Annotated in this window: 17 protein-coding genes; 7 read left to right on the top strand and 10 right to left on the bottom strand. The window is 71.8% G+C overall.

Features of this window, described 5'->3' with window-relative positions; genetic code table 11:
* Positions 1–23: 23 nt before the first annotated feature.
* The 5 genes from ABTY40_RS10960 to ABTY40_RS10940 are packed head-to-tail and all read left to right on the top strand — an operon-like array spanning position 24 to position 4,977.
* Positions 24–881: an ABC transporter ATP-binding protein gene (locus ABTY40_RS10960; RefSeq protein ID WP_352059217.1), complete on the top strand. Its 858-nt coding sequence runs from the start codon at positions 24–26 to the stop codon at positions 879–881.
* Positions 878–1,765, top strand: coding sequence for an ABC transporter ATP-binding protein (locus ABTY40_RS10955; protein WP_352059216.1), 888 nt, complete (start codon positions 878–880; stop codon positions 1,763–1,765). Before ABTY40_RS10960 ends, ABTY40_RS10955 begins: the two co-directional genes overlap by 4 nt.
* The gene (locus tag ABTY40_RS10950; protein WP_352059215.1) at positions 1,762–2,652 is read left to right on the top strand and encodes a branched-chain amino acid ABC transporter permease; all 891 of its coding nucleotides are present in this window, start codon (positions 1,762–1,764) and stop codon (positions 2,650–2,652) included. The genes ABTY40_RS10955 and ABTY40_RS10950 overlap by 4 nt, the downstream gene beginning before the upstream one ends.
* The gene (locus tag ABTY40_RS10945) at positions 2,645–3,712 is read left to right on the top strand and encodes a branched-chain amino acid ABC transporter permease (RefSeq protein WP_345284063.1); all 1,068 of its coding nucleotides are present in this window, start codon (positions 2,645–2,647) and stop codon (positions 3,710–3,712) included. Before ABTY40_RS10950 ends, ABTY40_RS10945 begins: the two co-directional genes overlap by 8 nt.
* On the top strand, positions 3,709–4,977 hold the full coding sequence (locus ABTY40_RS10940) for an ABC transporter substrate-binding protein (RefSeq protein WP_352059214.1): 1,269 nt from the start codon (positions 3,709–3,711) through the stop codon (positions 4,975–4,977). Before ABTY40_RS10945 ends, ABTY40_RS10940 begins: the two co-directional genes overlap by 4 nt.
* A gap of 7 nt (positions 4,978–4,984) precedes the next feature.
* Here the strand turns inward: ABTY40_RS10940 and ABTY40_RS10935 are convergent, their stop codons facing one another.
* Complete coding sequence (locus ABTY40_RS10935; protein WP_352059213.1) at positions 4,985–5,821, bottom strand: NAD-dependent epimerase/dehydratase family protein; 837 nt, start codon at positions 5,819–5,821, stop codon at positions 4,985–4,987.
* A 58-nt stretch (positions 5,822–5,879) separates the two neighbouring features.
* On the opposite strand from ABTY40_RS10935, the gene ABTY40_RS10930 reads away from it, so the two are divergent.
* Positions 5,880–6,887, top strand: a complete 1,008-nt coding sequence (locus ABTY40_RS10930; protein WP_352059212.1) for a GNAT family N-acetyltransferase — start codon at positions 5,880–5,882, stop codon at positions 6,885–6,887.
* Between the two features lie 74 nt (positions 6,888–6,961).
* On the opposite strand, the gene pssA is transcribed toward ABTY40_RS10930, so the two are convergent.
* The 9 genes from pssA to ABTY40_RS10885 form a co-directional block, all read right to left on the bottom strand.
* Positions 6,962–7,840, bottom strand: coding sequence for a CDP-diacylglycerol--serine O-phosphatidyltransferase (pssA, locus tag ABTY40_RS10925; protein WP_309049893.1), 879 nt, complete (start codon positions 7,838–7,840; stop codon positions 6,962–6,964).
* Positions 7,833–8,489 carry a phosphatidylserine decarboxylase gene (locus ABTY40_RS10920; protein ID WP_352059211.1) on the bottom strand — a complete coding sequence of 219 codons (657 nt, stop codon included), beginning with the start codon at positions 8,487–8,489 and terminating at the stop codon, positions 7,833–7,835. Before ABTY40_RS10920 ends, pssA begins: the two co-directional genes overlap by 8 nt.
* Before the next feature lie 169 nt (positions 8,490–8,658).
* Positions 8,659–9,864 (bottom strand): acyl-CoA dehydrogenase family protein, encoded by a 1,206-nt coding sequence (locus tag ABTY40_RS10915; RefSeq protein WP_352059210.1) that lies wholly within the window; start codon positions 9,862–9,864, stop codon positions 8,659–8,661.
* Between the two features lie 3 nt (positions 9,865–9,867).
* The gene (locus ABTY40_RS10910) at positions 9,868–10,380 is read right to left on the bottom strand and encodes a MaoC family dehydratase (protein WP_086824721.1); all 513 of its coding nucleotides are present in this window, start codon (positions 10,378–10,380) and stop codon (positions 9,868–9,870) included.
* Between the two features lie 5 nt (positions 10,381–10,385).
* The gene (locus tag ABTY40_RS10905; RefSeq protein ID WP_352059209.1) at positions 10,386–11,360 is read right to left on the bottom strand and encodes an HpcH/HpaI aldolase/citrate lyase family protein; all 975 of its coding nucleotides are present in this window, start codon (positions 11,358–11,360) and stop codon (positions 10,386–10,388) included.
* Positions 11,357–13,384, bottom strand: a complete 2,028-nt coding sequence (locus ABTY40_RS10900) for an ethylmalonyl-CoA mutase (RefSeq protein WP_352059208.1) — start codon at positions 13,382–13,384, stop codon at positions 11,357–11,359. The genes ABTY40_RS10905 and ABTY40_RS10900 overlap by 4 nt, the downstream gene beginning before the upstream one ends.
* A gap of 10 nt (positions 13,385–13,394) precedes the next feature.
* A complete protein-coding gene (gene ccrA, locus ABTY40_RS10895) occupies positions 13,395–14,732 on the bottom strand; it encodes a crotonyl-CoA carboxylase/reductase (protein WP_352059207.1) in 1,338 nt (445 codons plus the stop codon).
* Positions 14,733–15,130: 398 nt separating this feature from the next.
* Positions 15,131–15,955, bottom strand: a complete 825-nt coding sequence (locus ABTY40_RS10890; RefSeq protein WP_352059206.1) for a TetR family transcriptional regulator — start codon at positions 15,953–15,955, stop codon at positions 15,131–15,133.
* Between the two features lie 112 nt (positions 15,956–16,067).
* The gene (locus tag ABTY40_RS10885) at positions 16,068–17,849 is read right to left on the bottom strand and encodes a 3-hydroxyacyl-CoA dehydrogenase family protein (RefSeq protein WP_352059205.1); all 1,782 of its coding nucleotides are present in this window, start codon (positions 17,847–17,849) and stop codon (positions 16,068–16,070) included.
* 326 nt (positions 17,850–18,175) lie between these two features.
* Here ABTY40_RS10885 and ABTY40_RS10880 point away from each other — a divergent pair, with 326 nt between their 5' ends.
* A complete protein-coding gene (locus tag ABTY40_RS10880; RefSeq protein WP_352059204.1) occupies positions 18,176–18,772 on the top strand; it encodes a HEAT repeat domain-containing protein in 597 nt (198 codons plus the stop codon).
* Positions 18,773–18,774: the final 2 nt, after the last annotated feature.

Raw genomic sequence — 18,774 nt, 5'->3', positions numbered from 1 at the left:
GGACGGCCGGGGAAAGGGGAACCATGCAAGGCACCGAACCCGCCCTCGAGGTCACGGACCTCACGGCGGGATACGGACCCGTGCACGCGCTGCGCCGGGTGTCGCTGACCGTGCCCGCGGGGGCCGTCGTCACGGTCCTCGGCGGCAACGGGGCCGGGAAGTCCACACTGCTGCGGGCCGTCTCGCGCACCCTGCGGTTCCACGGCGGCGCCGTGGTCTCCGGCACCGTGAGCTGCGGCGGCCGGCCGCTCGACGGGCTCCCGCCCGACCGGGTGGTGGCCGCGGGCGTCTCCCAGGTGCCCGAGGGCCGTCAGGTCTTCGCCCGGATGACGGTCGAGGACAACCTGCGGGCCGGTGCGCTCGGCCGCCGCGCCGACCGGGCCGAGCGGGCCGCGGCCCTGCGGCGGGTCCACGCCCTCTTCCCCGTCCTCGCCGACCGCGCCCGGCAGCCCGCCGGACTGCTCTCCGGCGGTGAACAGCAGATGCTCGCGGTCGGCCGCGCGCTCATGGCCCGGCCGGAGCTGCTGCTGCTCGACGAGCCCTCGCTCGGGCTGGCCCCGCTGATGGCCGCCCGGATCGCGGACGCGATCCGGGAGATCAACGGCCAGGGCACGGCGGTCCTCCTGGTCGAGCAGAACGCGGCGCTCGCCCTGCGGCTGGCCTCCCGCGCGTACGTCCTGGAGGTCGGCGAGGTCACCCTCTCGGGGCCGGCCGCCGACCTGGCCGCGTCCGACGAGGTCCGCCGCCGCTACCTGGGCGTGGTCGACGAGGACGCCGCCGCCGACGCCGCCCGGGCCCGCACCGACCACCCGGCCCTCTCCCGCTGGGACCCCGCCGCCCCCGGCCCCCGCCCCCGCGACCGCCGCCAGGAGACCCCATGAGCACCACCCCACCGCCGGACCCCGGCCGGCAGGACCCGGAGCAGGCCGCCGCCCACGAGAGCCCGGGCCACGAGGACCCCGGTCCGCGGGACCCGGGACACCACGACCCCGGCGTCCCCGCCCTCGTCGTCGAGGGCGTCACCGTCCGCTTCGCCGGACTCACCGCCCTCGACGGCGTCGGCTTCACCGTCCGCCCCGGCACCGTCCACGCCCTCATCGGCCCCAACGGCGCCGGTAAGTCCACCTGCTTCAACGTCCTGTCCGGCGTCTACCGGGCCACCGCCGGCTCCGTCCGCCTCGGCCCGCACGAGCTGACCGGCCTGCCCCCGCACCGCATCGCCGGCCTCGGCGTGGGCCGGATCTTCCAGAACCTGGCCCTGCCGCCACGGGCCACCGTCGAGGACAGCCTGATGCTCGGCCGCCACCGCCTCACCCGCACCGGCTTCCTCGCCGCCGGGCTCCGGCTGCCCTCCGCCGTCCGGGAGGAGGCCCGGCACCGCGCCCGAGTCCGCGAGATCGCCGCCTTCGTCGGCCTGGCCGGCCAACTGGACCGGCCCGCCGGCTCGCTCCCGTACGGACAGCAGAAACTCGCCGAACTCGCCCGCGCGCTCTGCATGGAACCGAAGCTGCTGCTCCTGGACGAACCCGTCGCCGGCATGACCGCCGACGAACGCGTCCGCACCGCCGCCGTCATCGCCGGCGTCCGCGACAGCCTCGGCATCTCGGTGCTGCTCGTGGAGCACGACATGGGCCTGGTGATGCGGCTCGCCGACTCCGTCACCGTCCTCGACTTCGGCCGCCGCATCGCCGACGGATCCCCCGCCGACGTCCAGAACGACCCGGCGGTCGTCCGCGCCTACCTCGGAGAGGAGACCGCCGCGTGAGCACCTTCGCCGAATTCCTGATCAACGGCGTCTCACTGGGCTCGATCTACGCCCTCATCGCCCTCGGCTTCGTGGTCATCTTCCGCGCCACCGAGGTCGTCAACTTCGCCCACGCCTCGCTGCTCCTGGCCGGCGGCTACGTCACCGCCGTCCTCCACGACGACCTCGGCTTCTGGTTCGCGCTCCTCGCCGGCATCGCGGGCGCGGCCCTCGTCGGCGCGGCCGTCGAATTCCTCGTCATGCGCCGCCACCGGGGCGGTGACCACAGCGTCCTCGCCATCGTCACGATCGGCGTCGACATCCTCCTCGCCACCGAGCTCACCCGGCGGATCGGCACCGACATCCTCGCCCTGGGCGACCCCTGGGGCGACGGCGTCGTCACGCTCGGGCCGGTCACCGTCGCCCAGACCCGCATCGCCGCGCTCCTCGCCGCCGCCCTGCTCATCACCGCCTTCCTCCTCGCCTTCCGGTACACCTCCTGGGGCGTCGCCATGCGGGCCGCCGCCGAGAACCAGGAGACCGCCGCCCTCATGGGCATCCGCCTCGGCCGGGTCTCGCTCGGCGCCTGGGCCGTCGCCGGGGCGCTCGCCGCCGTCGCCGCCCTCTTCCTCACCGTCTTTCCCACCCCCGGCCTGGAGCGGGGCACCGCGCTCGCCGCCCTCAAGGCCTTCCCCGCCGCCATCCTCGGCGGCCTCGACTCCACCACCGGCGCGCTCGTCGGCGGCCTCCTCGTCGGCGTCACCGAGTCCCTCGCCACCGGCTACCAGAGCGACCTGGCCTTCCTCGGCCGCGGCATCGGCGATCTCGTCCCGTACCTCGTGATGGTCGTGGTGCTGCTGATCCGCCCCGCCGGACTCCTCGGCACGAAGGAGCTCGCCCGTGTCTGACCGCCTCCGGAACCTCCCGGCCACGGTGTACGCGGGGGCCGCCGCCGTCCTCGTCCTCCTCGCCCTGCCCTTCTACCTGGACCGGTTCTGGCTCCAGGCCGGACTCTTCGCCATGGCCGCCGCCCTCGGCGCCGTCGGCATCAACCTGCTCACCGGCGCCACCGGCCAGCTCTCCATGGGCCACGCCTTCTTCCTCGCGGTCGGCGCCTACGGTTACTGCGCCCTGGCCGGGGACGGCGCCGACGGACTCGCCGGCCTCGGTCTGCCCGGCTGGCTCGCCGCCGTCCTCGCCGTCGCCCTCGCGGGCCTCGCCGGTGGCCTCTTCAGCCCCATCGCCGGCCGGCTGCACGGTGCCTACCTGGGCATCGCGACCCTCGCCCTGATCTTCATCGGACAGCACGTCCTGTTCAACGCCCACGACCTCACCGGCGGCTACAACGGCCGGGCCGTCCCCCCGCTCTCCCTCTTCGGCCTCACCTTCGACGACACCGAGCTCCTGATCGCCCAGATCCCCTTCGGCGCCGTCGAGAAGCTCTGGTACCTCGGCCTGGCCCTGCTCCTCGGCGGCGTTCTCTTCGCCCGCGGCGTCCTCCGCGGCCGACCCGGGCGTGCCATGAACGCCATCCGCGACCACCGGATCGCCGCCGGCGTCCTCGGCATCCCCGTCGCCCGCCACCGCGCCGCCGTCTTCGTCCTCTCCTCCATGTACGCGGGCCTCGCCGGCGTCCTGCTCGCCCTCGTCTTCCAGCGCACCGTGCCCGAGTACTTCGGCATGGCGCTCTCCCTCGAATACCTGGCCATGATCGTCATCGGCGGTCTCGGGTCGGTCGCCGGCGCGGTCGCGGGAGGCGTCTTCGTCTCCCTGCTGCCGCAGCTCCTCAACCGGTACAGCGACGCCCTCCCCCTGGTCTCCGCCCCCGGGACGGGCGGGATCGCACCGGGGGAGGCCGCCCGCTATCTGTACGGCGCCGCCGTCGTCGCGGTGGTGCTCTTTCTGCCCGGGGGCCTGGTCCGGCTCGCCGCCCGGAAGTCCACCGAACCCTCAGGGGAGACACGATGAACCTCAGACGACCGGCCGTGCGGGGCCTGGCCGCCGCGCTCACCGCACTGATCGCCCTCACCGCCGCGAGCGGCTGCAGCTCGAAGGCGAAGACCGACGACGGGAAGCGCACCGGCGCGGGAGGGGTGAGGACCGGCGAGGGCGTCACCGACACCACCATCACGGTCGGCGCGCTCACCGACATGACCGGCGTGTACGCCACCCTCGGCAAGAGCGTCACCCAGGCCCAGCAGCTGTACGTGAAGCAGGTCAACGCCGCCGGCGGCATCTGCGGCCGGCAGCTGGAGCTGGCCGTCCGCGACCACGGTTACGACCCGCAGAAGGCGCTCGCCGCCTACACCGAACTGGAACCGAAGGTCGCCGGCTACGCCCAGTTCATCGGCTCGCCCTTCGTCGCCGCCGTCAAGCCGCGCGTCGACACCATGGACCGCGCCGTCATCCTGCCGCAGGCCTGGTCGGCCTCGCTCCTGGGCTCCCCGTCCATCCGCACCATCGGCGCCACCTACGACGTCGAGACGATCAACGCCGTCGACTTCCTGGTCACCGAGAAGGGCCTGAAGGCGGGTGACCGGCTCGGCCACGTCTACTTCGAGGGCGACTACGGCGAGAACGCCCTCAAGGGCGCCAAGTTCGCCGCGGAAAAGGCCGGGCTCACCGTCGTCGAACAGAAGATCAAGCCCACCGACAACGACATGTCGGCGCAGGTCGCGGCGCTCAAGCAGGCCGGCGTGAAGGCCGTCGTCACCAGCGCCGGCCCCCGCCAGGCCGCCTCCCTCGTCGGCGTCGCCGCCGCGACCGGCCTGCGCGTCCCGGTCATCGGCAACAACTCCGCCTTCGCCCCCCAGCTCCTCGGCACCCAGGCCGGCCGCGCCCTGCGGTCGATGTACTGGTTCGCCTCGCCGAGCCTGCCCATCGGCGCCGACACCCCGGCCGCGCGGAAACTCGCCGCCGACTACCGGGCCGCCCACCCCAAGGAGGGCCTGGACAACGGCGTCGTCGCCGGCTGGACCGCCGCGAGCGTCTTCGGCGAGGCCCTGAAGAAGGCCTGCGCGGCGAAGGACCTGACCCGGGACGGCATCGGGAAGGCCCTGCTGACCCTGAAGGACCACGACGCCGGATTCGGCATCGCGCACGACTTCACCGACCCCAAGGCCCCCTCCTCCCGGGAGTCCGTGATCATCCAGCCCGACCCGGCCGTCCCCGGCGGCATGCGCGCCGTCCGGCAGCCCTTCGTCTCCGAGGCCGCCCGCGCCTACACCCCCTGACCACCCCTCAGAGCCCCTGGTCCGCGAAGCCCGTCCGCCAGGACGGGCGCTCCGGCGACCAGCCGAGCCCCCGAGCCCGGTCGTTCCGGGCACCCCGGGCCCAGGGCTCCCGGCCCCCCGACCGCTCCGGTGCCGGCACTCCCAGCGCCCCCGCCAGGACCGGCACCCAGTCGTGCCCGGCGGCCGGCTCGTCGTCCACCACGTTGTACGTCCCCGGGGGCCACGCCAGCGCCTGTACGGCCGCCCCGGCGGCGTCGGCCACGTGCAGGAAGGAGGTCACCGACCCGTCGGCCGCCGTACCGCCCAGGAACCGGGCCCCCCGGTCCCCGGCGAGCGCCGCCGCGACCTCGCCGCCCGGCGCGTACCAGGTGCCGGGCCCGTACAGCACCCCGTAGCGCAGCACCACCGCCTCCGGGACCTCCGCGACGGCCGACTCCAGGGCCCGCACCCCGGCGACGACCCGGGCCCGCGGCGGCTCCTCCGCCGGGTCCAGCGGCACCGACTCGTCGGCGGGGTCCTCGCCCGGCGCGTACGCCCAGGCGATCGACTGGGCCACGATCCGGCGCACCCCGGCCGCGAGCGCCGCGTCCACCAGGTTCCGCGTGCCCTCGGTCCGTATCCGGTTGTTGGCGGCCCCGTCCGCCCCGGCCAGGCCGGTCAGCTGATGCACGACCACATCCGGCGCGGCCCGCTCGACCGCCCGCCGGAGCGCCGCCGTGTCCAGGACGTCCACCGGCCGCGCCGCGCGCCGGGCCACCGGCACGACCTCGTGCCCCGCTGCCTCCAGCCGGGGCACGAGCGCGCGCCCCACGGCGCCCGTGGCGCCCGCGACCAAGATCCTCATGGACCCCAGCCTAAAGACCGTCATCTTCCGGTAACAACGCGGTGTGATCCTCGGGGACATGAACGCGACGATCGAGGAGAACCGCTCCCACCCGCACCTCCCGGGCCTGCTGGCCGCCTACCACCTGGCCAGTGAGGCCGAGAAGGGCATCGCCGTCACCACGGTCGCCGGGCTGCCGGAGGTCTACCGCGCCGAGGCCGAGGACCCGGCCGCCGCCTTCGCGGCGGACACGGTGCTGCTCGCCACCCCGGCCGGTGACGGGGTCCCCGGCGGCTGCGTCGTCCTGAAGGCCCCCCGGGAGGGCCGGCCGCCCGAGATCAAGCGGCTCTGGGTCGCCCCGGGCGCCCGCCGCAAGGGCCTCGCCCGGGCCCTGATGGACGAGGCGCTGCGCCGGGCCACCGCCTCCGGCGCGTCCGCCGTCCGCCTCACGGTCTGGGACTGGCGGAAGGAACCGCTGGCCCTGTACGAGGCCCTCGGTTTCGCCGCCGTGCCGTCCTGGGACCCCCGGCCGGGCCTGATCTGCCTGGAGAAGCGGCTCACGCCGGGCGACCGGATCGAGCGGCTCGCCGCGGACGCGGTCCGCGCCCGCGCCACCGGGCTCGCCGCGCTCCTCGTGGACGCCGTGGACGGGGGCGCCTCCGTCGGCTTCCCGGCGCCTCTGGACCCGGCCGAGGCGGCCGCCTGGTGGACCCGCGCGGCCGAGGAGACGGCCGGGGGCGTACGGGACGTCTGGGCGGCCCACGACGGGCAGGGGCGCCTGACCGGCGCCGTGACCCTCGTCCGTAGCACCACGGCCAACGGCCGGCACCGGGGCGAGATCGCCCGGCTCCTGGTCCACCGCGCCGCACGCGGCCGGGGCCTCGGCCGCCGTCTCCTCGCCGCCGCGGAGGCCCACGCGGCCGCCACCGGCCTCACCCTGCTGGTGCTCGACACCCGGACGGGCAGCCCGGCCGAACGGCTCTACCGGAGCGCCGGCTGGACCGAGACCGGCACGATCCCCGACTACGCCGCCGACCCTGCCGGCGTCCTGCGTCCCACCACGCTCTTCCACAAGCGGCTGACCTGACGGTCCCCAGGACGCGCGAAAGGGCCCCGGGAGGCTTCTCGCCTGCCGGGGCCCTTCGTCACGCCTGTGCCGTGCTACGGCAGCTGTGCGGCCTCCGCCTGCCGCGCCTCCCGGCTCTCGCGCCGGTTGTCGCGGAAGGTGTTCACCCTGCGGGCCGTCGCGAAGAGGGGGATCACGGCGCCCAGCACCACCTGGAGGGCGCAGCCGGCCTGCAGCAGGAACGCCCCGCCCGGGGCGTCGAACGCCCAGGCGGCCAGGAGCGCCATGGCGCCCACGATCCAGCTGAGCATCGCCACCGCGAGGACACCCCGCGGCTTCGGGTACTCGACCCGGCTCACCATCAGCCACGCCGTGCCGATGATCGCCAGCAGGGTCGGGATGAACGGCAGCTCGAGCAGCACGATGGAGACCACCGTCAGCGCGCCGAAGGGGCTCGGCATGCCCTGGAACATGCCGTCCTTCATCGTCACGCACGAGAACCGCGCGAGCCGGAGCACGACCGCGAGCAGCACCACGATCGCGGCCACCGCCGAGACCTTCTGGTGCGCGTCGTCCGCGACCATGCCGTACACGAGCACGAAGTACGCCGGCGCCAGACCGAAGCTGATCAGGTCCGACAGGTTGTCGAGCTCGGCGCCCATCGGCGAGCTGCGCAGCTTGCGTGCCACGAGCCCGTCGAAGAGGTCGAAGACCGCCGCGCAGAGCATCAGGATCACGGCCGTCGCGGCGGAGTGCCGCGCCATGCCGGTCTCGACACCGCTGCCGGTGAGGTGCGGGATCAGGATGCCGGTCGTCGTGAAGTAGACCGCCATGAAACCGCAGGTGGCGTTACCGAGCGTGAGGGCGTCCGCGATGGACAGCCTCAGCGACAGCGGCATCTCCTCGGCCTCTTCGGCCTCCGCCGCCTCGGCGTCGGCCACCCACTCGGCGGCGCGTGTGTCGGGATCAATCACGGTCAATGCGAGTCACCCCCGCGGTCGTGGTCTGACCCACCTCGACGGCGACCTCGACACCCTCCGGGAGGTAGATGTCGACCCGCGAGCCGAAGCGGATCAGGCCGATCCGGTCACCCTGCTCGACCTTCGTCCCCTGCGGGACGTACGGCACGATGCGCCGGGCCACGGCTCCCGCGATCTGCACCATCTCGATGTCGCCGAGCTCGGTGTCGAAGTGCCAGACAACGCGCTCGTTGTTCTCGCTCTCCTTGTTGAACGCCGGCACGTAACCGCCGGGCACGTGCTCCACGGACGTCACCGTGCCGGACAGCGGCGCGCGGTTGACATGGACGTTCAGCGGGCTCATGAAGATGGCGACCCGGGTCCGTCCGTCCTTCCACGGCATGATGCTCTGCACCACACCGTCGGCGGGGGAGATGACCCTGCCCTGCGCGATCTCGCGCTCGGGGTCGCGGAAGAACCACAGCATGCCGGCCGCGAGAGCGGTGGTCGGCACGGCGATGGCCGCGGCCCGCCTCGACTTGCGCGCGCGCACGAGGCTGAGCGCCGCGGTGGCGACGGTCGGCAGAAGCCACGGCGATGCTCCGCGCGCGAGGCGTACGCCCTTGAGGCTGTCGCGGTGTGCAGAGGTTTGGCTGTGGGGCATGGATGACCTTCGTAGCGGATGATGCCGCACGGGCAACGGGGGACGGCGGCTTTCCGGCGATGCTATCGGTTGCGGGGCGCAACTGGGCAAGCCAGGAACAGAGTCGGCGGCCGGAAGACGAACACAGGGTGTGATCTTCTTCGCGGCCGAACCGACTCAAAAGCGACATTCAGCCCTGGAACCGGTACTCCTCGAGGAGCCGACGACCAATGATCATTTTCTGGATCTCGGCGGTACCTTCACCGATGAGCAGCATCGGCGCCTCGCGGTAGAGGCGCTCGATCTCGTACTCCTTCGAGAAGCCGTAACCGCCGTGAATGCGGAAGGCGTCCTCCACGACCTCTTTGCAGTACTCGGAGGCGAGGTACTTCGCCATCCCTGCTTCGAGGTCGTTTCGCTCCCCGGAGTCCTTTTTGCGAGCTGCGTTCACCATCATGGCATGAGCGGCCTCGACCTTGGTAGCCATTTCGGCCAGTTTGAACTGGATCGCCTGGTGCTGCGCGATCGGCTTGCCGAAGGTCTGGCGCTGCTGCGCGTACTGAACACCCAGCTCGAACGCACGCTGTGCGACGCCACAGCCACGCGCCGCCACATTCACCCGCCCGACCTCGACCCCGTCCATCATCTGATAGAAGCCCCGGCCGGTGACCCCGCCCAGCACGCGATTGGCCGGAATACGCAGCCCGTCCATGATGAGCTCGGTGGTGTCGACCCCCTTGTACCCCATCTTGTCGATCTTCCCGGGGATGGTGAGGCCCGGACGGACCTCGCCGAAGCCCGGCTCCTTCTCCACGAGGAAGGTCGTCATCGACTTGTGGGGGGCGGTGCCCTCCGGGTGTCCTTCGTCACTCCGGACGAGAACGGCCACCAGCGTGGACGTACCGCCGTTCGTCAGCCACATCTTCTGGCCGTTCAGGACGTACTCGTCGCCGTCCCTGACCGCCTTGGACGTGATGGCCGACACGTCCGAGCCGAGCCCCGGCTCCGACATCGAGAACGCGCCCCGCACCTCGCCGCCCGCCATCCGCGGAAGGAAGTGGTCCTTCTGCTCCTGGGTGCCGTGCTGCTTCAGCATGTACGCGACGATGAAGTGGGTGTTGATGATGCCGGAGACCGACATCCAGCCGCGGGCGATCTCCTCCACGCAGAGCGCGTAGGTGAGCAGCGACTCGCCGAGGCCCCCGTACTCCTCGGGGATCATCAGACCGAAGACGCCGAGCTCCTTGAGCCCGTCGACGATCTGCTGCGGGTACTCGTCGCGGTGCTCCAGCTCCGTCGCGACCGGGATGATCTCCTTGTCGACGAAGTCCCGGACGGTGGAGAGGATCTCCTGCTGCACGTCGGTCAGACCGTGGGTCTGGGCGAGTCGCGCCATGACTTACTTCCCCTGTTCCTTGAGCTCGGGGCGGCCCGGCTGCTCGCCGCCGCGCGCGTCGATGTACTCGGCGGTCGGAACCATGACCTTGCGGCGGAAGACGCACACGAGGGTGCCGTCCTGCTTGTAGCCCTTGGTCTCCACGTACACGATCCCGCGGTCGGACTTGGACTTCGACGGGGTCTTGTCCAGGACCGTGGTCTCGCCGTAGATGGTGTCGCCGTGGAAGGTCGGCGCCACGTGGCGCAGCGACTCGATCTCCAGGTTGGCGATGGCCTTGCCCGAGACGTCCGGCACGGACATGCCGAGCAGCAGCGAGTAGATGTAGTTGCCGACGACGACGTTCCGCTTGAAGTCGGTCGTGTTCTCCGCGTAGTTCACGTCCATGTGCAGCGGATGGTGGTTCATCGTCAGCAGACAGAAGAGATGGTCGTCGTACTCGGTGACCGTCTTCCCCGGCCAGTGCTTGTAGACCGCACCGACCTCGAACTCCTCATAGGTACGTCCGAACTGCATGGGGCTCAGGCCTCCGGGATCTCGAACGTGCTGGTGCGCTGCATGCCGGCGGCGCGGCCCTTGCCGGAGATGACCAGGGCCATCTTGCGGGAGGCCTCGTCGATCATCTCGTCGCCGAGCATCGCGGAGCCCTTCTTGCCGCCCGCCTCGGAGGTGTAGTAGTCGTACGCGTCGAGGATCAGCTCGGCGTGGTCGTAGTCCTCCTGCGAGGGCGAGAAGATCTCGTTCGCGGCGGCGACCTGGTCCGGGTGGAGCACCCACTTGCCGTCGAAGCCCAGGGCGGCGGCGCGCCGCGCCACGGCCTTGTAGCCCTCCTGGTTGCGGATCTGGAGGTAGGGGCCGTCGATCGCCTGGAGGTTGTTGGCCCGGGCGGCCATCAGGATGCTCATCAGGATGTGGTGGTAGGCGTCCGCCGGGTAGCCGGGCGGCTGCTCGCCGACGACCAGGGACTTCATGTTGATGGAGGCCATGAAGTCGGCCGGGCCGAAGATGATCGTCTCGACCCGCTGCGAGGCCTGGGCGATCGCGTTGACGTTGATGAGGCCCTGGGCGTTCTCGATCTGCGCCTCGATGCCGATCTTGCCGACCTCGAAGCCCATCGTCTTCTCGATCTGGGTGAGCAGCAGGTCGAGCGCCACGATCTGCTGGGCGTCCTGGACCTTCGGCAGCATGATGCAGTCGAGGTTCTGGCCGGCGCCCTCCACGACGGTCACCACGTCGCGGTACGTCCAGTGGGTCGTCCAGTCGTTGACGCGGACCACCCGGGTCTTGCCGGTCCAGTCGCCCTCGTTCAGGAACTTCACGATGGTGTGGCGCGCCTCGGGCTTGGCCAGCGGGGCGCAGGCGTCCTCCAGGTCCAGGAAGACCTGGTCGGCGGCCAGGCCCTGGGCCTTCTCCAGGAAGCGCGGGTTGGAGCCGGGGACCGCGAGACAGGAACGGCGGGGGCGCAGCCGGTTCACGGGGGAGAGACTGCTGGTCATGCGGGGACCTCCAGGGGGTCGAGCTTGTTCGCTTTCCGGATCTCGTCGACGATACGGCCGATGATCTCCGTGATGCCGAAGTCCTTCGGCGTGAAGACGGCGGCCACACCCGCCCGCTTCAGGTCGTCGGCGTCGCTGTTGGGGATGATGCCGCCGACGATGACCGGGATGTCCGGGGCGCCGGCCTCCCGGAGGCGGTCGAGGACGTCCGGGACCAGCTCGGCGTGCGAGCCGGACAGGATCGAGAGCCCGACGCAGTGCACGTCCTCGGCCAGGGCGGCGCTCACGATCTGCTCGGGGGTCAGGCGGATCCCCTGGTAGACCACCTCGAAGCCGGCGTCCCGCGCGCGCACCGCGATCTGCTCGGCCCCGTTGGAGTGCCCGTCGAGCCCCGGCTTGCCGACGAGCAGCCGCAGCCGCCCGGCCCCCAGCTCCCCGGCGGTCCGCGTCACCTTCTCGCGCACCAGGGCCATCGGGGTGCCCTCCTCGGCCGTCACCGCGACCGGGGCGGAGGAGACGCCGGTGGGCGCCCGGTACTCGCCGAAGACCTCGCGCAGGGCCCCGGCCCACTCGCCGGTGGTCACCCCGGCGCGGGCGCACTCCAGGGTGGCCTCCATGAGGTTCTCGGTGCCCCGCGCCGCCTCCTTCAGGCGCTCCAGCGCCTTGCAGGGCCGGGGGTGGTTGAACGGCGGCTGGTAGCGGTTGTCGCGCCACTCCCCGAGGGAGGCGACGACCCGGGCCTCGACCGCCGGGTCGACCGTCATGATCGCCGTGTCCAGGTCGGCGGTGAGCGGGTTGGGCTCGGTCGACCGGAAGATGTTCACGCCGACGATCTTCTCCTCGCCGGCCTCGATCCGGGCTCGCCGCTCGGCGTGCGAGGAGACCAGCTGCGACTTGAGGTAGCCGGACTCGACGGCCGCCATCGCGCCGCCCATCTCCTGGATCCGGTCGATCTCGGCCATGCACTCCTCGACCAGGGAGTCCACCTTCGCCTCGATGACGTGCGAGCCGGCGAAGATGTCGTCGTACTCCAGCAGGTCGGACTCGTGGGCGAGCACCTGCTGGATGCGCAGGGACCACTGCTGGTCCCAGGGCCGGGGGAGGCCCAGGGCCTCGTTCCACGCCGGGAGCTGGACGGCGCGGGCGCGGGCGTCCTTGGAGAGGGTGACGGCCAGCATCTCCAGGACGATCCGCTGGACGTTGTTCTCCGGCTGCGCCTCGGTCAGGCCGAGCGAGTTCACCTGGACGCCGTAGCGGAACCGGCGCTGCTTGGGGTCCTCGATGCCGTACCGCTCGCGGGTGATGCGGTCCCAGATGCGGCCGAAGGCGCGCATCTTGCACATTTCCTCGATGAACCGGACACCCGCGTTGACGAAGAAGGAGATGCGGGCGACGACGTCGCCCTTGCGGTCCTCGGGGATCTGGCCGGACGCGAAGACCGCGTCGAGCACGGCGATCGCGGTGGACATCGCGTAGGCGATCTCCTGGACCGGAGTGGCCCCCGCCTCCTGCAGGTGGTAGCTGCAGATGTTGATCGGGTTCCACTTGGGGATGTGGTTGACCGTGTACACGATCATGTCCGTCGTCAGGCGGAGCGAGGGTCCCGGCGGGAAGACGTGCGTCCCCCGGGACAGGTACTCCTTGACGATGTCGTTCTGGGTGGTGCCCTGGAGCTTGGTGACGTCCGCACCCTGCTCCTCGGCGACCACCTGATAGAGCGCCAGCAGCCACATGGCGGTGGCGTTGATGGTCATCGAGGTGTTCATCTGCTCCAGGGGGATGTCCTGGAACAGCCGGCGCATGTCACCGAGGTGCGAGACGGGGACGCCGACCCGGCCGACCTCGCCGCGGGCGAGGACGTGGTCGGGGTCGTAGCCCGTCTGCGTCGGCAGGTCGAAGGCGACCGACAGACCGGTCTGGCCCTTCTCCAGGTTGCGCCGGTACAGCTCGTTGGACGCCTCGGCGGTCGAGTGACCGGCGTACGTCCGCATGAGCCACGGCCGGTCCTTCTGGCGCTCAGTCATCTACGTGACCTCAGATGTTCCGGAAGCGGTTGATGGCGTCGATGTGCTGGGCCCGCAGTTCCTCGTCGCGCACGCCCAGGCCCTCGCGGGGCGCGAGCGCGAGCACGCCGACCTTGCCCTGGTGCAGGTTGCGGTGCACGTCGTAGGCGGCCTGGCCGGTCTCCTCCAGGGAGTAGACCTTGGAGAGGGTGGGGTGGATCTTGCCCTTGGCGATCAGGCGGTTGGCCTCCCACGCCTCGCGGTAGTTGGCGAAGTGCGAGCCGATGATCCGCTTGAGCGACATCCACAGGTAGCGGTTGTCGTACTGGTGCATGTAGCCCGAGGTCGAGGCACAGGTGGTGATGGTGCCGCCCTTGCGGGTGACGTACACGGAGGCGCCGAAGGTCTCGCGGCCCGGGTGCTCGAAGACGATGTCGATGTCCTCGCCGCCGGTCAGCTCGCGGATCTTGGAACCGAACCGCTTCCACTCGCGCGGGTCCTGGGTGTTCTCGTCCTTCCAGAACTTGTAGCCCTCGGCGGTGCGGTCGATGACCGCCTCGGCGCCCATGGACCGGCAGATCTCGGCCTTCTCGGGGGAGGAGACCACGCAGATCGGGGTGGCGCCGCCGGCCAGGGCGAACTGGGTGGCGTACGAGCCGAGGCCGCCGCTCGCGCCCCAGATGAGGACGTTGTCGCCCTGCTTCATGCCGGCGCCGTTGCGGGAGACCAGCTGGCGGTAGGCGGTGGAGTTGACCAGACCCGGCGCCGCCGCCTCCTCCCAGCTCAGGTGGTCGGGCTTCGGCATCAGCTGGTTGGACTTGACGAGCGCGATCTCGGCGAGGCCGCCGAAGTTGGTCTCGAAGCCCCAGATGCGCTGCTCGGGGTCGAGCATCGTGTCGTTGTGGCCGTCCGAGGACTCCAGCTCGACGGAGAGGCAGTGCGCGACGACCTCGTCACCGGGCTGCCAGGCGTTGACGCCCGGGCCCGTGCGCAGGACGACGCCCGCGAGGTCGGAGCCGATGACGTGGTACGGCAGGTCGTGGCGCTTGGTGAGCTCGGAGAGCCGGCCGTAGCGCTCCAGGAAGCCGAAGGTCGAGACCGGCTCGAAGATCGAGGTCCAGACCGAGTTGTAGTTCACGGAGCTGGCCATGACGGCGACGAGCGCCTCACCCGGGCCGAGCTCGGGGAGCGGGACGTCGTCGAGGTGGAGCGACTTGCGGGGGTCCTTGTCCCGACTGGCGACGCCGGCGAACATCTCCGCCTCGTCCTTGTGGACGGTCACGCCCCGGTACGACTCGGGGAGCTTGATGTTCGCGAAATCGGCGGACGTGGAGTCCGGCGACTGGATCGCGTCCAGGATTTCCTTCACGGTTGCCTCCGGCGGTGAGCGTCCGGGGGAGGACGCCTGAGGGGTTACGACGAGGGGTGCTGCGATGGAGGTGTGCCGTCGGTTCGGCTGGGTGGTGCGGTGTGGCGGCGCTGGTGTGGAGCGCGAGGGTGCCTGTGACGCAGGCGTCCGGGCGCACGGGCCGGTGGCCGGTGGGGACAGCCGGCGCACGAGGTGATCTCTGCGCGCCGGCCGCCCGGACAACCTCAACGTATGGCACGCCGTGTCACGTGGCAAGGCACTGCGTGCCAACATTTTCACTCAGATGCGATCCGACGGTCACGGATGAGCGATGATCGATCGAAAATCGCCCTGAGCTGCGCATATACGACGTGGGCCGCACCCGGAAACCGGGTGCGGCCCACGTCGTGGAACGGTGTTCAGCCCTTGCGGAGGGCGTCCTGGATGGTGCGCATCACCTCGTCGAGCGGGGCGTCCGTACGGGCCACGGCGACGACCACGTCACCCGTGGCCGAGGCGCGCGCCGCCGGGGCCTGCGACTCGCTCTGCGCGGAGGACGGGGCCGGCCGGCCCGCGCCTATGCCGCTGCCGAAGGTCTCCCGGACGATCGCGAAGGCGTGGTCGAGCTGCGCCTCCACGTCCCCCTGGCCGCCCGCCCGCAGCCAGCGCCGCAGCACGTGGTTGTGGGCCGTGACCACCGCCGAGGCCGCCACCTCCGCCAGGAGCGGGTCGTCGTTCCCGTCGTGGTGGTCGCGCTCGTCGAAGTGCCCCAGCAGATAGCGGGTGAACAGCCGCTCGTAGCGGGCCACCGAGGCGATCTCCCGTTCGCGCAGCGTCGGCACCTCGCGGGTCAGCCGGTAGCGCTCCACGGAGACCGCCGGGGACGCGGCGTACATCTTCATGACTTCCTTGATGCCCCGGCACACCGTGTCGAGCGGGTGCTCGTGCGGCGGCGCCGCGTTCAGGACCGCCTCCGCCCGCACCAGCGTGTCGTCGTGGTCGGGGAAGATCGCCTCTTCCTTGGAACGGAAGTGGCGGAAGAAGGTCCGGCGCGCCACCCCGGCCGCCGCCGCGATCTCGTCGACCGTGGTGGCCTCGTACCCCTTCGTGGCGAAGAGTTCCATCGCCGCGGCCGCCAGCTCCCGGCGCATCTTGAGCCGCTGCGCGGCGGCACGGGTGCCCGCCGCGCTCTCCTGGGCGTCGGACGGAGAGGTGGCACGGGGTGACTTCACGGCCTTGGACATGTCCCGAACGTACTGCATCGGACGGACCGTGTGCCCAGGTGGGGGCGGGGAACCCCCCGGAGCACCGGTGGTGCCCGGGGAGCTCAGCAACCCTCCCCAGTGCCCGTACGGCTCAGCGTCGGGCATATTCGCGGAAGCCGCGCCCGGTCTTGCGGCCGAGGCAGCCGGCGGCCACCAGGTGCTCCAGGAGCGGGGCGGGGGCGAGGCCCGGCTCGCGGAACTCGCGGTGCAGCACCCGCTCGATCGCCAGCGACACGTCCAGGCCGACCACGTCGAGCAGCTCGAACGGGCCCATCGGGTACCCGCCGCCGAGCTTCATCGCGGCGTCGATGTCGTCCAGGGTCGCGTAGTGGTCCTGGACCATCTTGACCGCGTTGTTCAGGTACGGGAACAGCAGCGCGTTCACGATGAAACCGGCCCGGTCGCCGCAGTCCACCGGGTGCTTGCGGATCTTCGCGGTGACCTCGCGGACGGTCGCGTGCACCTCGTCGGAGGTCAGGACGGTCCGGACGATCTCGACCAGCTTCATCGCCGGGGCCGGGTTGAAGAAGTGCATGCCGATGACGTCCTGCGGACGGGAGGTGGCACGGGCGCAGGCCACGACCGGAAGCGAGGAGGTCGTGGTGGCCAGCACCGCGCCCGGCTTGCAGATCTTGTCGAGCCGGGCGAACAGCTCCTGCTTGACCTCCAGGTCCTCGGCGACCGCCTCGACGGCCAGGTCGACCTCGGCGAAGGCGTCGAGCGAGCCCACCGGGGTGATCCGGGCCAGCGTCTCGTCCCGGACCTCCGCCGACATCCGGCCCTTGTCGACCGACCGGGCCAGGGACTTGGCGATCCGCGCCTTGGCGGTGTCCGCCTTCTCCTGGGAACGGGCCGCGAGGACGACTCCGTACCCGGCCTTGGCGAAGACCTCGGCGATCCCGGAGGCCATGGTGCCCGAGCCGGCCACGCCGACCGAGCGGACCTCGCGGCCGGCCGCGGTGGCCCCGGAGGCCGCCGGGGTGAGCACGTCGGGCACCACCTCGGCGGAGCCCGGCGCCGCGTACGAGTAGAAGCCGCGGCCCGCCTTGCGGCCGGTCAGACCGGCCTCGGAGAGCTGCCGGAGGATGGGCGCCGGGGCGTGCAGCCGGTCGTGCGAGGAGGCGTACATGGCCTCCAGGACGGTACGGGCCGTGTCGATGCCGACCAGGTCGAGCAGCTCCAGCGGGCCCATCGGCAGACCGCAGCCGAGCTTCATGGCCGCGTCGATGTCCTCGCGGGAGGCGTACTTCGCCTCGTACATGGCGGCCGCCTGGTTCAGGTAGCCGAACAGCAGCCCGTCCGCGATGAACCCGGCCCGGTCGCCCACGGCGACCGGCTCCTTGCCGAGGTCCTCGGCGAGCCGGGTGACGGCCTCGACGGCCCTCGGGTCGGTCAGGACCGACGAGACCACCTCGACCAGCTTCATCGCCTGGACCGGGGTGAAGAAGTGCAGGCCGAGCACCCGCTCCGGGTGGGCCGAGTCGGCGGCGAGCCGGGTCACCGACAGCGCGTTGGTGCCGGTGGCCAGGATCGCGTCCGGCCGGATGATGCCGTCCAGGGCCCGGACGACCTCCAACTTCGTCTCGTACGACTCCGGCACGACCTCGATCACGAGGTCCGCGCCGGCCGCCGCCTGGAGGTCGGAGAAGGTGCGGAAGCGGGCCAGGACGTCCTGCCGCTCCTCCTCCGTGATCCGCTCGCGGGCCACCGCGCGGGCCGTGGACGCCTCCAGGGCGGCGACGGCACGGGCGGCGGCGGTGTCGCTGATGTCGATGCCGATGACCTCGCGGCCGGCCCGGGCGAGGACGTCGGCGATGCCCGAGCCCATGGTGCCGAGACCGACGACGGCGATGGTGGAGAGAGGGGTGTCCATCAGGGGACTCCAGGGAGGAAGAGTGACGACTGAAGGCAGTGGCGCGCGAGAGGGCGCGGAAAGCACACGGGCAGCGCCCGGAGAACGGGGGCGGAGCCCCCGGTGAAAAGCGACGGACTCTGTCCCGGAGTCACGTCGAAAACTGCCGAACCGACGAACAGTCCCGCACCTCGCGGCACGGAACCTCCCACCACGGCTGCGTCACCAGGCCGTTGCGGGAAGTGCGGGGGGTGCCCCGCTCACCTGAGACTAACCGGCCGGTAACGAGCGCGCCAGTCCCGGGAAGTTGAGAAAGTGTGATCTGGATCGCGGATAGGCTCCCATTCATGGAAATCGCCGAGGATCCGGAATTCTGCTCGATGATCGATCGATTGCGCGACGAGATCGAGAACGACTCCGGAGAACTCCCGCCGGCATTCGCGGAACTCGCCGCCGCCCGCGATCCCGAAGAACTCCACCGCGTCCTCACCGCCCCCGGCGAACCCCTCTGGGCCCGCGAGATCGCCGCCGTCACCCTCGGTCTCTCCGGGGACCCGCGCGCCTTCGAGTCGCTGATCCTCTTCCTGAACCACCGGGACCCCGAGCGCTGTGTGACCGCCGCCCACGCCCTCGCCCGGCTCGGCGACCCGCGCACCGCCCGCGCGGCCGCCGCGCTCGCCACCAACGAACTCCGCGCCGCCTACGCCCTCGTGCCGGTCCGGCTCCTCGCGGGGCTGCGCGCCCCCGAGTCCGTACCGGCCCTGATCACCGTCCTCGGCCGGCGGCTCGCTCCCGACGACCCGCACTGGCGGGTCGGCCTCGCCTGCGTCGAGGGCCTCGGCGCCCTCGGCGACCCCCGGGCCCGCCCCGCCCTCGAGGCCGCCCTGCCGCACCCCCGCCTCGGCCGCGAGGCCGAACGGTCACTGGCCCGGCTCGCTCCCTGAGG

This window comes from Streptomyces sp. NPDC126503, assembly GCF_040302405.1.
Taxonomy (GTDB): Bacteria; Actinomycetota; Actinomycetes; order Streptomycetales; family Streptomycetaceae; genus Streptomyces; species Streptomyces gulbargensis.
Note: the sequence above shows the minus strand (reverse complement) of the source record. Positions and strands in the feature narration are given on the sequence as shown.

What these genes read in the sequence shown, in the direction of transcription:
- ABTY40_RS10960 (WP_352059217.1), top strand. Translation starts at nt 24, where the DNA reads ATGCAAGGCACCGAACCCGCCCTCGAGGTCACGGACCTCACGGCGGGA.
- ABTY40_RS10955 (WP_352059216.1), top strand. Translation starts at nt 878, where the DNA reads ATGAGCACCACCCCACCGCCGGACCCCGGCCGGCAGGACCCGGAGCAG.
- ABTY40_RS10940 (WP_352059214.1), top strand. Translation starts at nt 3,709, where the DNA reads ATGAACCTCAGACGACCGGCCGTGCGGGGCCTGGCCGCCGCGCTCACC.
- ABTY40_RS10935 (WP_352059213.1), bottom strand. Translation starts at nt 5,821, where the DNA reads ATGAGGATCTTGGTCGCGGGCGCCACGGGCGCCGTGGGGCGCGCGCTC.
- ABTY40_RS10930 (WP_352059212.1), top strand. Translation starts at nt 5,880, where the DNA reads ATGAACGCGACGATCGAGGAGAACCGCTCCCACCCGCACCTCCCGGGC.
- ABTY40_RS10920 (WP_352059211.1), bottom strand. Translation starts at nt 8,489, where the DNA reads ATGCCCCACAGCCAAACCTCTGCACACCGCGACAGCCTCAAGGGCGTA.
- ABTY40_RS10915 (WP_352059210.1), bottom strand. Translation starts at nt 9,864, where the DNA reads ATGGCGCGACTCGCCCAGACCCACGGTCTGACCGACGTGCAGCAGGAG.
- ABTY40_RS10910 (WP_086824721.1), bottom strand. Translation starts at nt 10,380, where the DNA reads ATGCAGTTCGGACGTACCTATGAGGAGTTCGAGGTCGGTGCGGTCTAC.
- ABTY40_RS10905 (WP_352059209.1), bottom strand. Translation starts at nt 11,360, where the DNA reads ATGACCAGCAGTCTCTCCCCCGTGAACCGGCTGCGCCCCCGCCGTTCC.
- ABTY40_RS10900 (WP_352059208.1), bottom strand. Translation starts at nt 13,384, where the DNA reads ATGACTGAGCGCCAGAAGGACCGGCCGTGGCTCATGCGGACGTACGCC.
- ABTY40_RS10890 (WP_352059206.1), bottom strand. Translation starts at nt 15,955, where the DNA reads ATGTCCAAGGCCGTGAAGTCACCCCGTGCCACCTCTCCGTCCGACGCC.
- ABTY40_RS10885 (WP_352059205.1), bottom strand. Translation starts at nt 17,849, where the DNA reads ATGGACACCCCTCTCTCCACCATCGCCGTCGTCGGTCTCGGCACCATG.
- ABTY40_RS10880 (WP_352059204.1), top strand. Translation starts at nt 18,176, where the DNA reads ATGGAAATCGCCGAGGATCCGGAATTCTGCTCGATGATCGATCGATTG.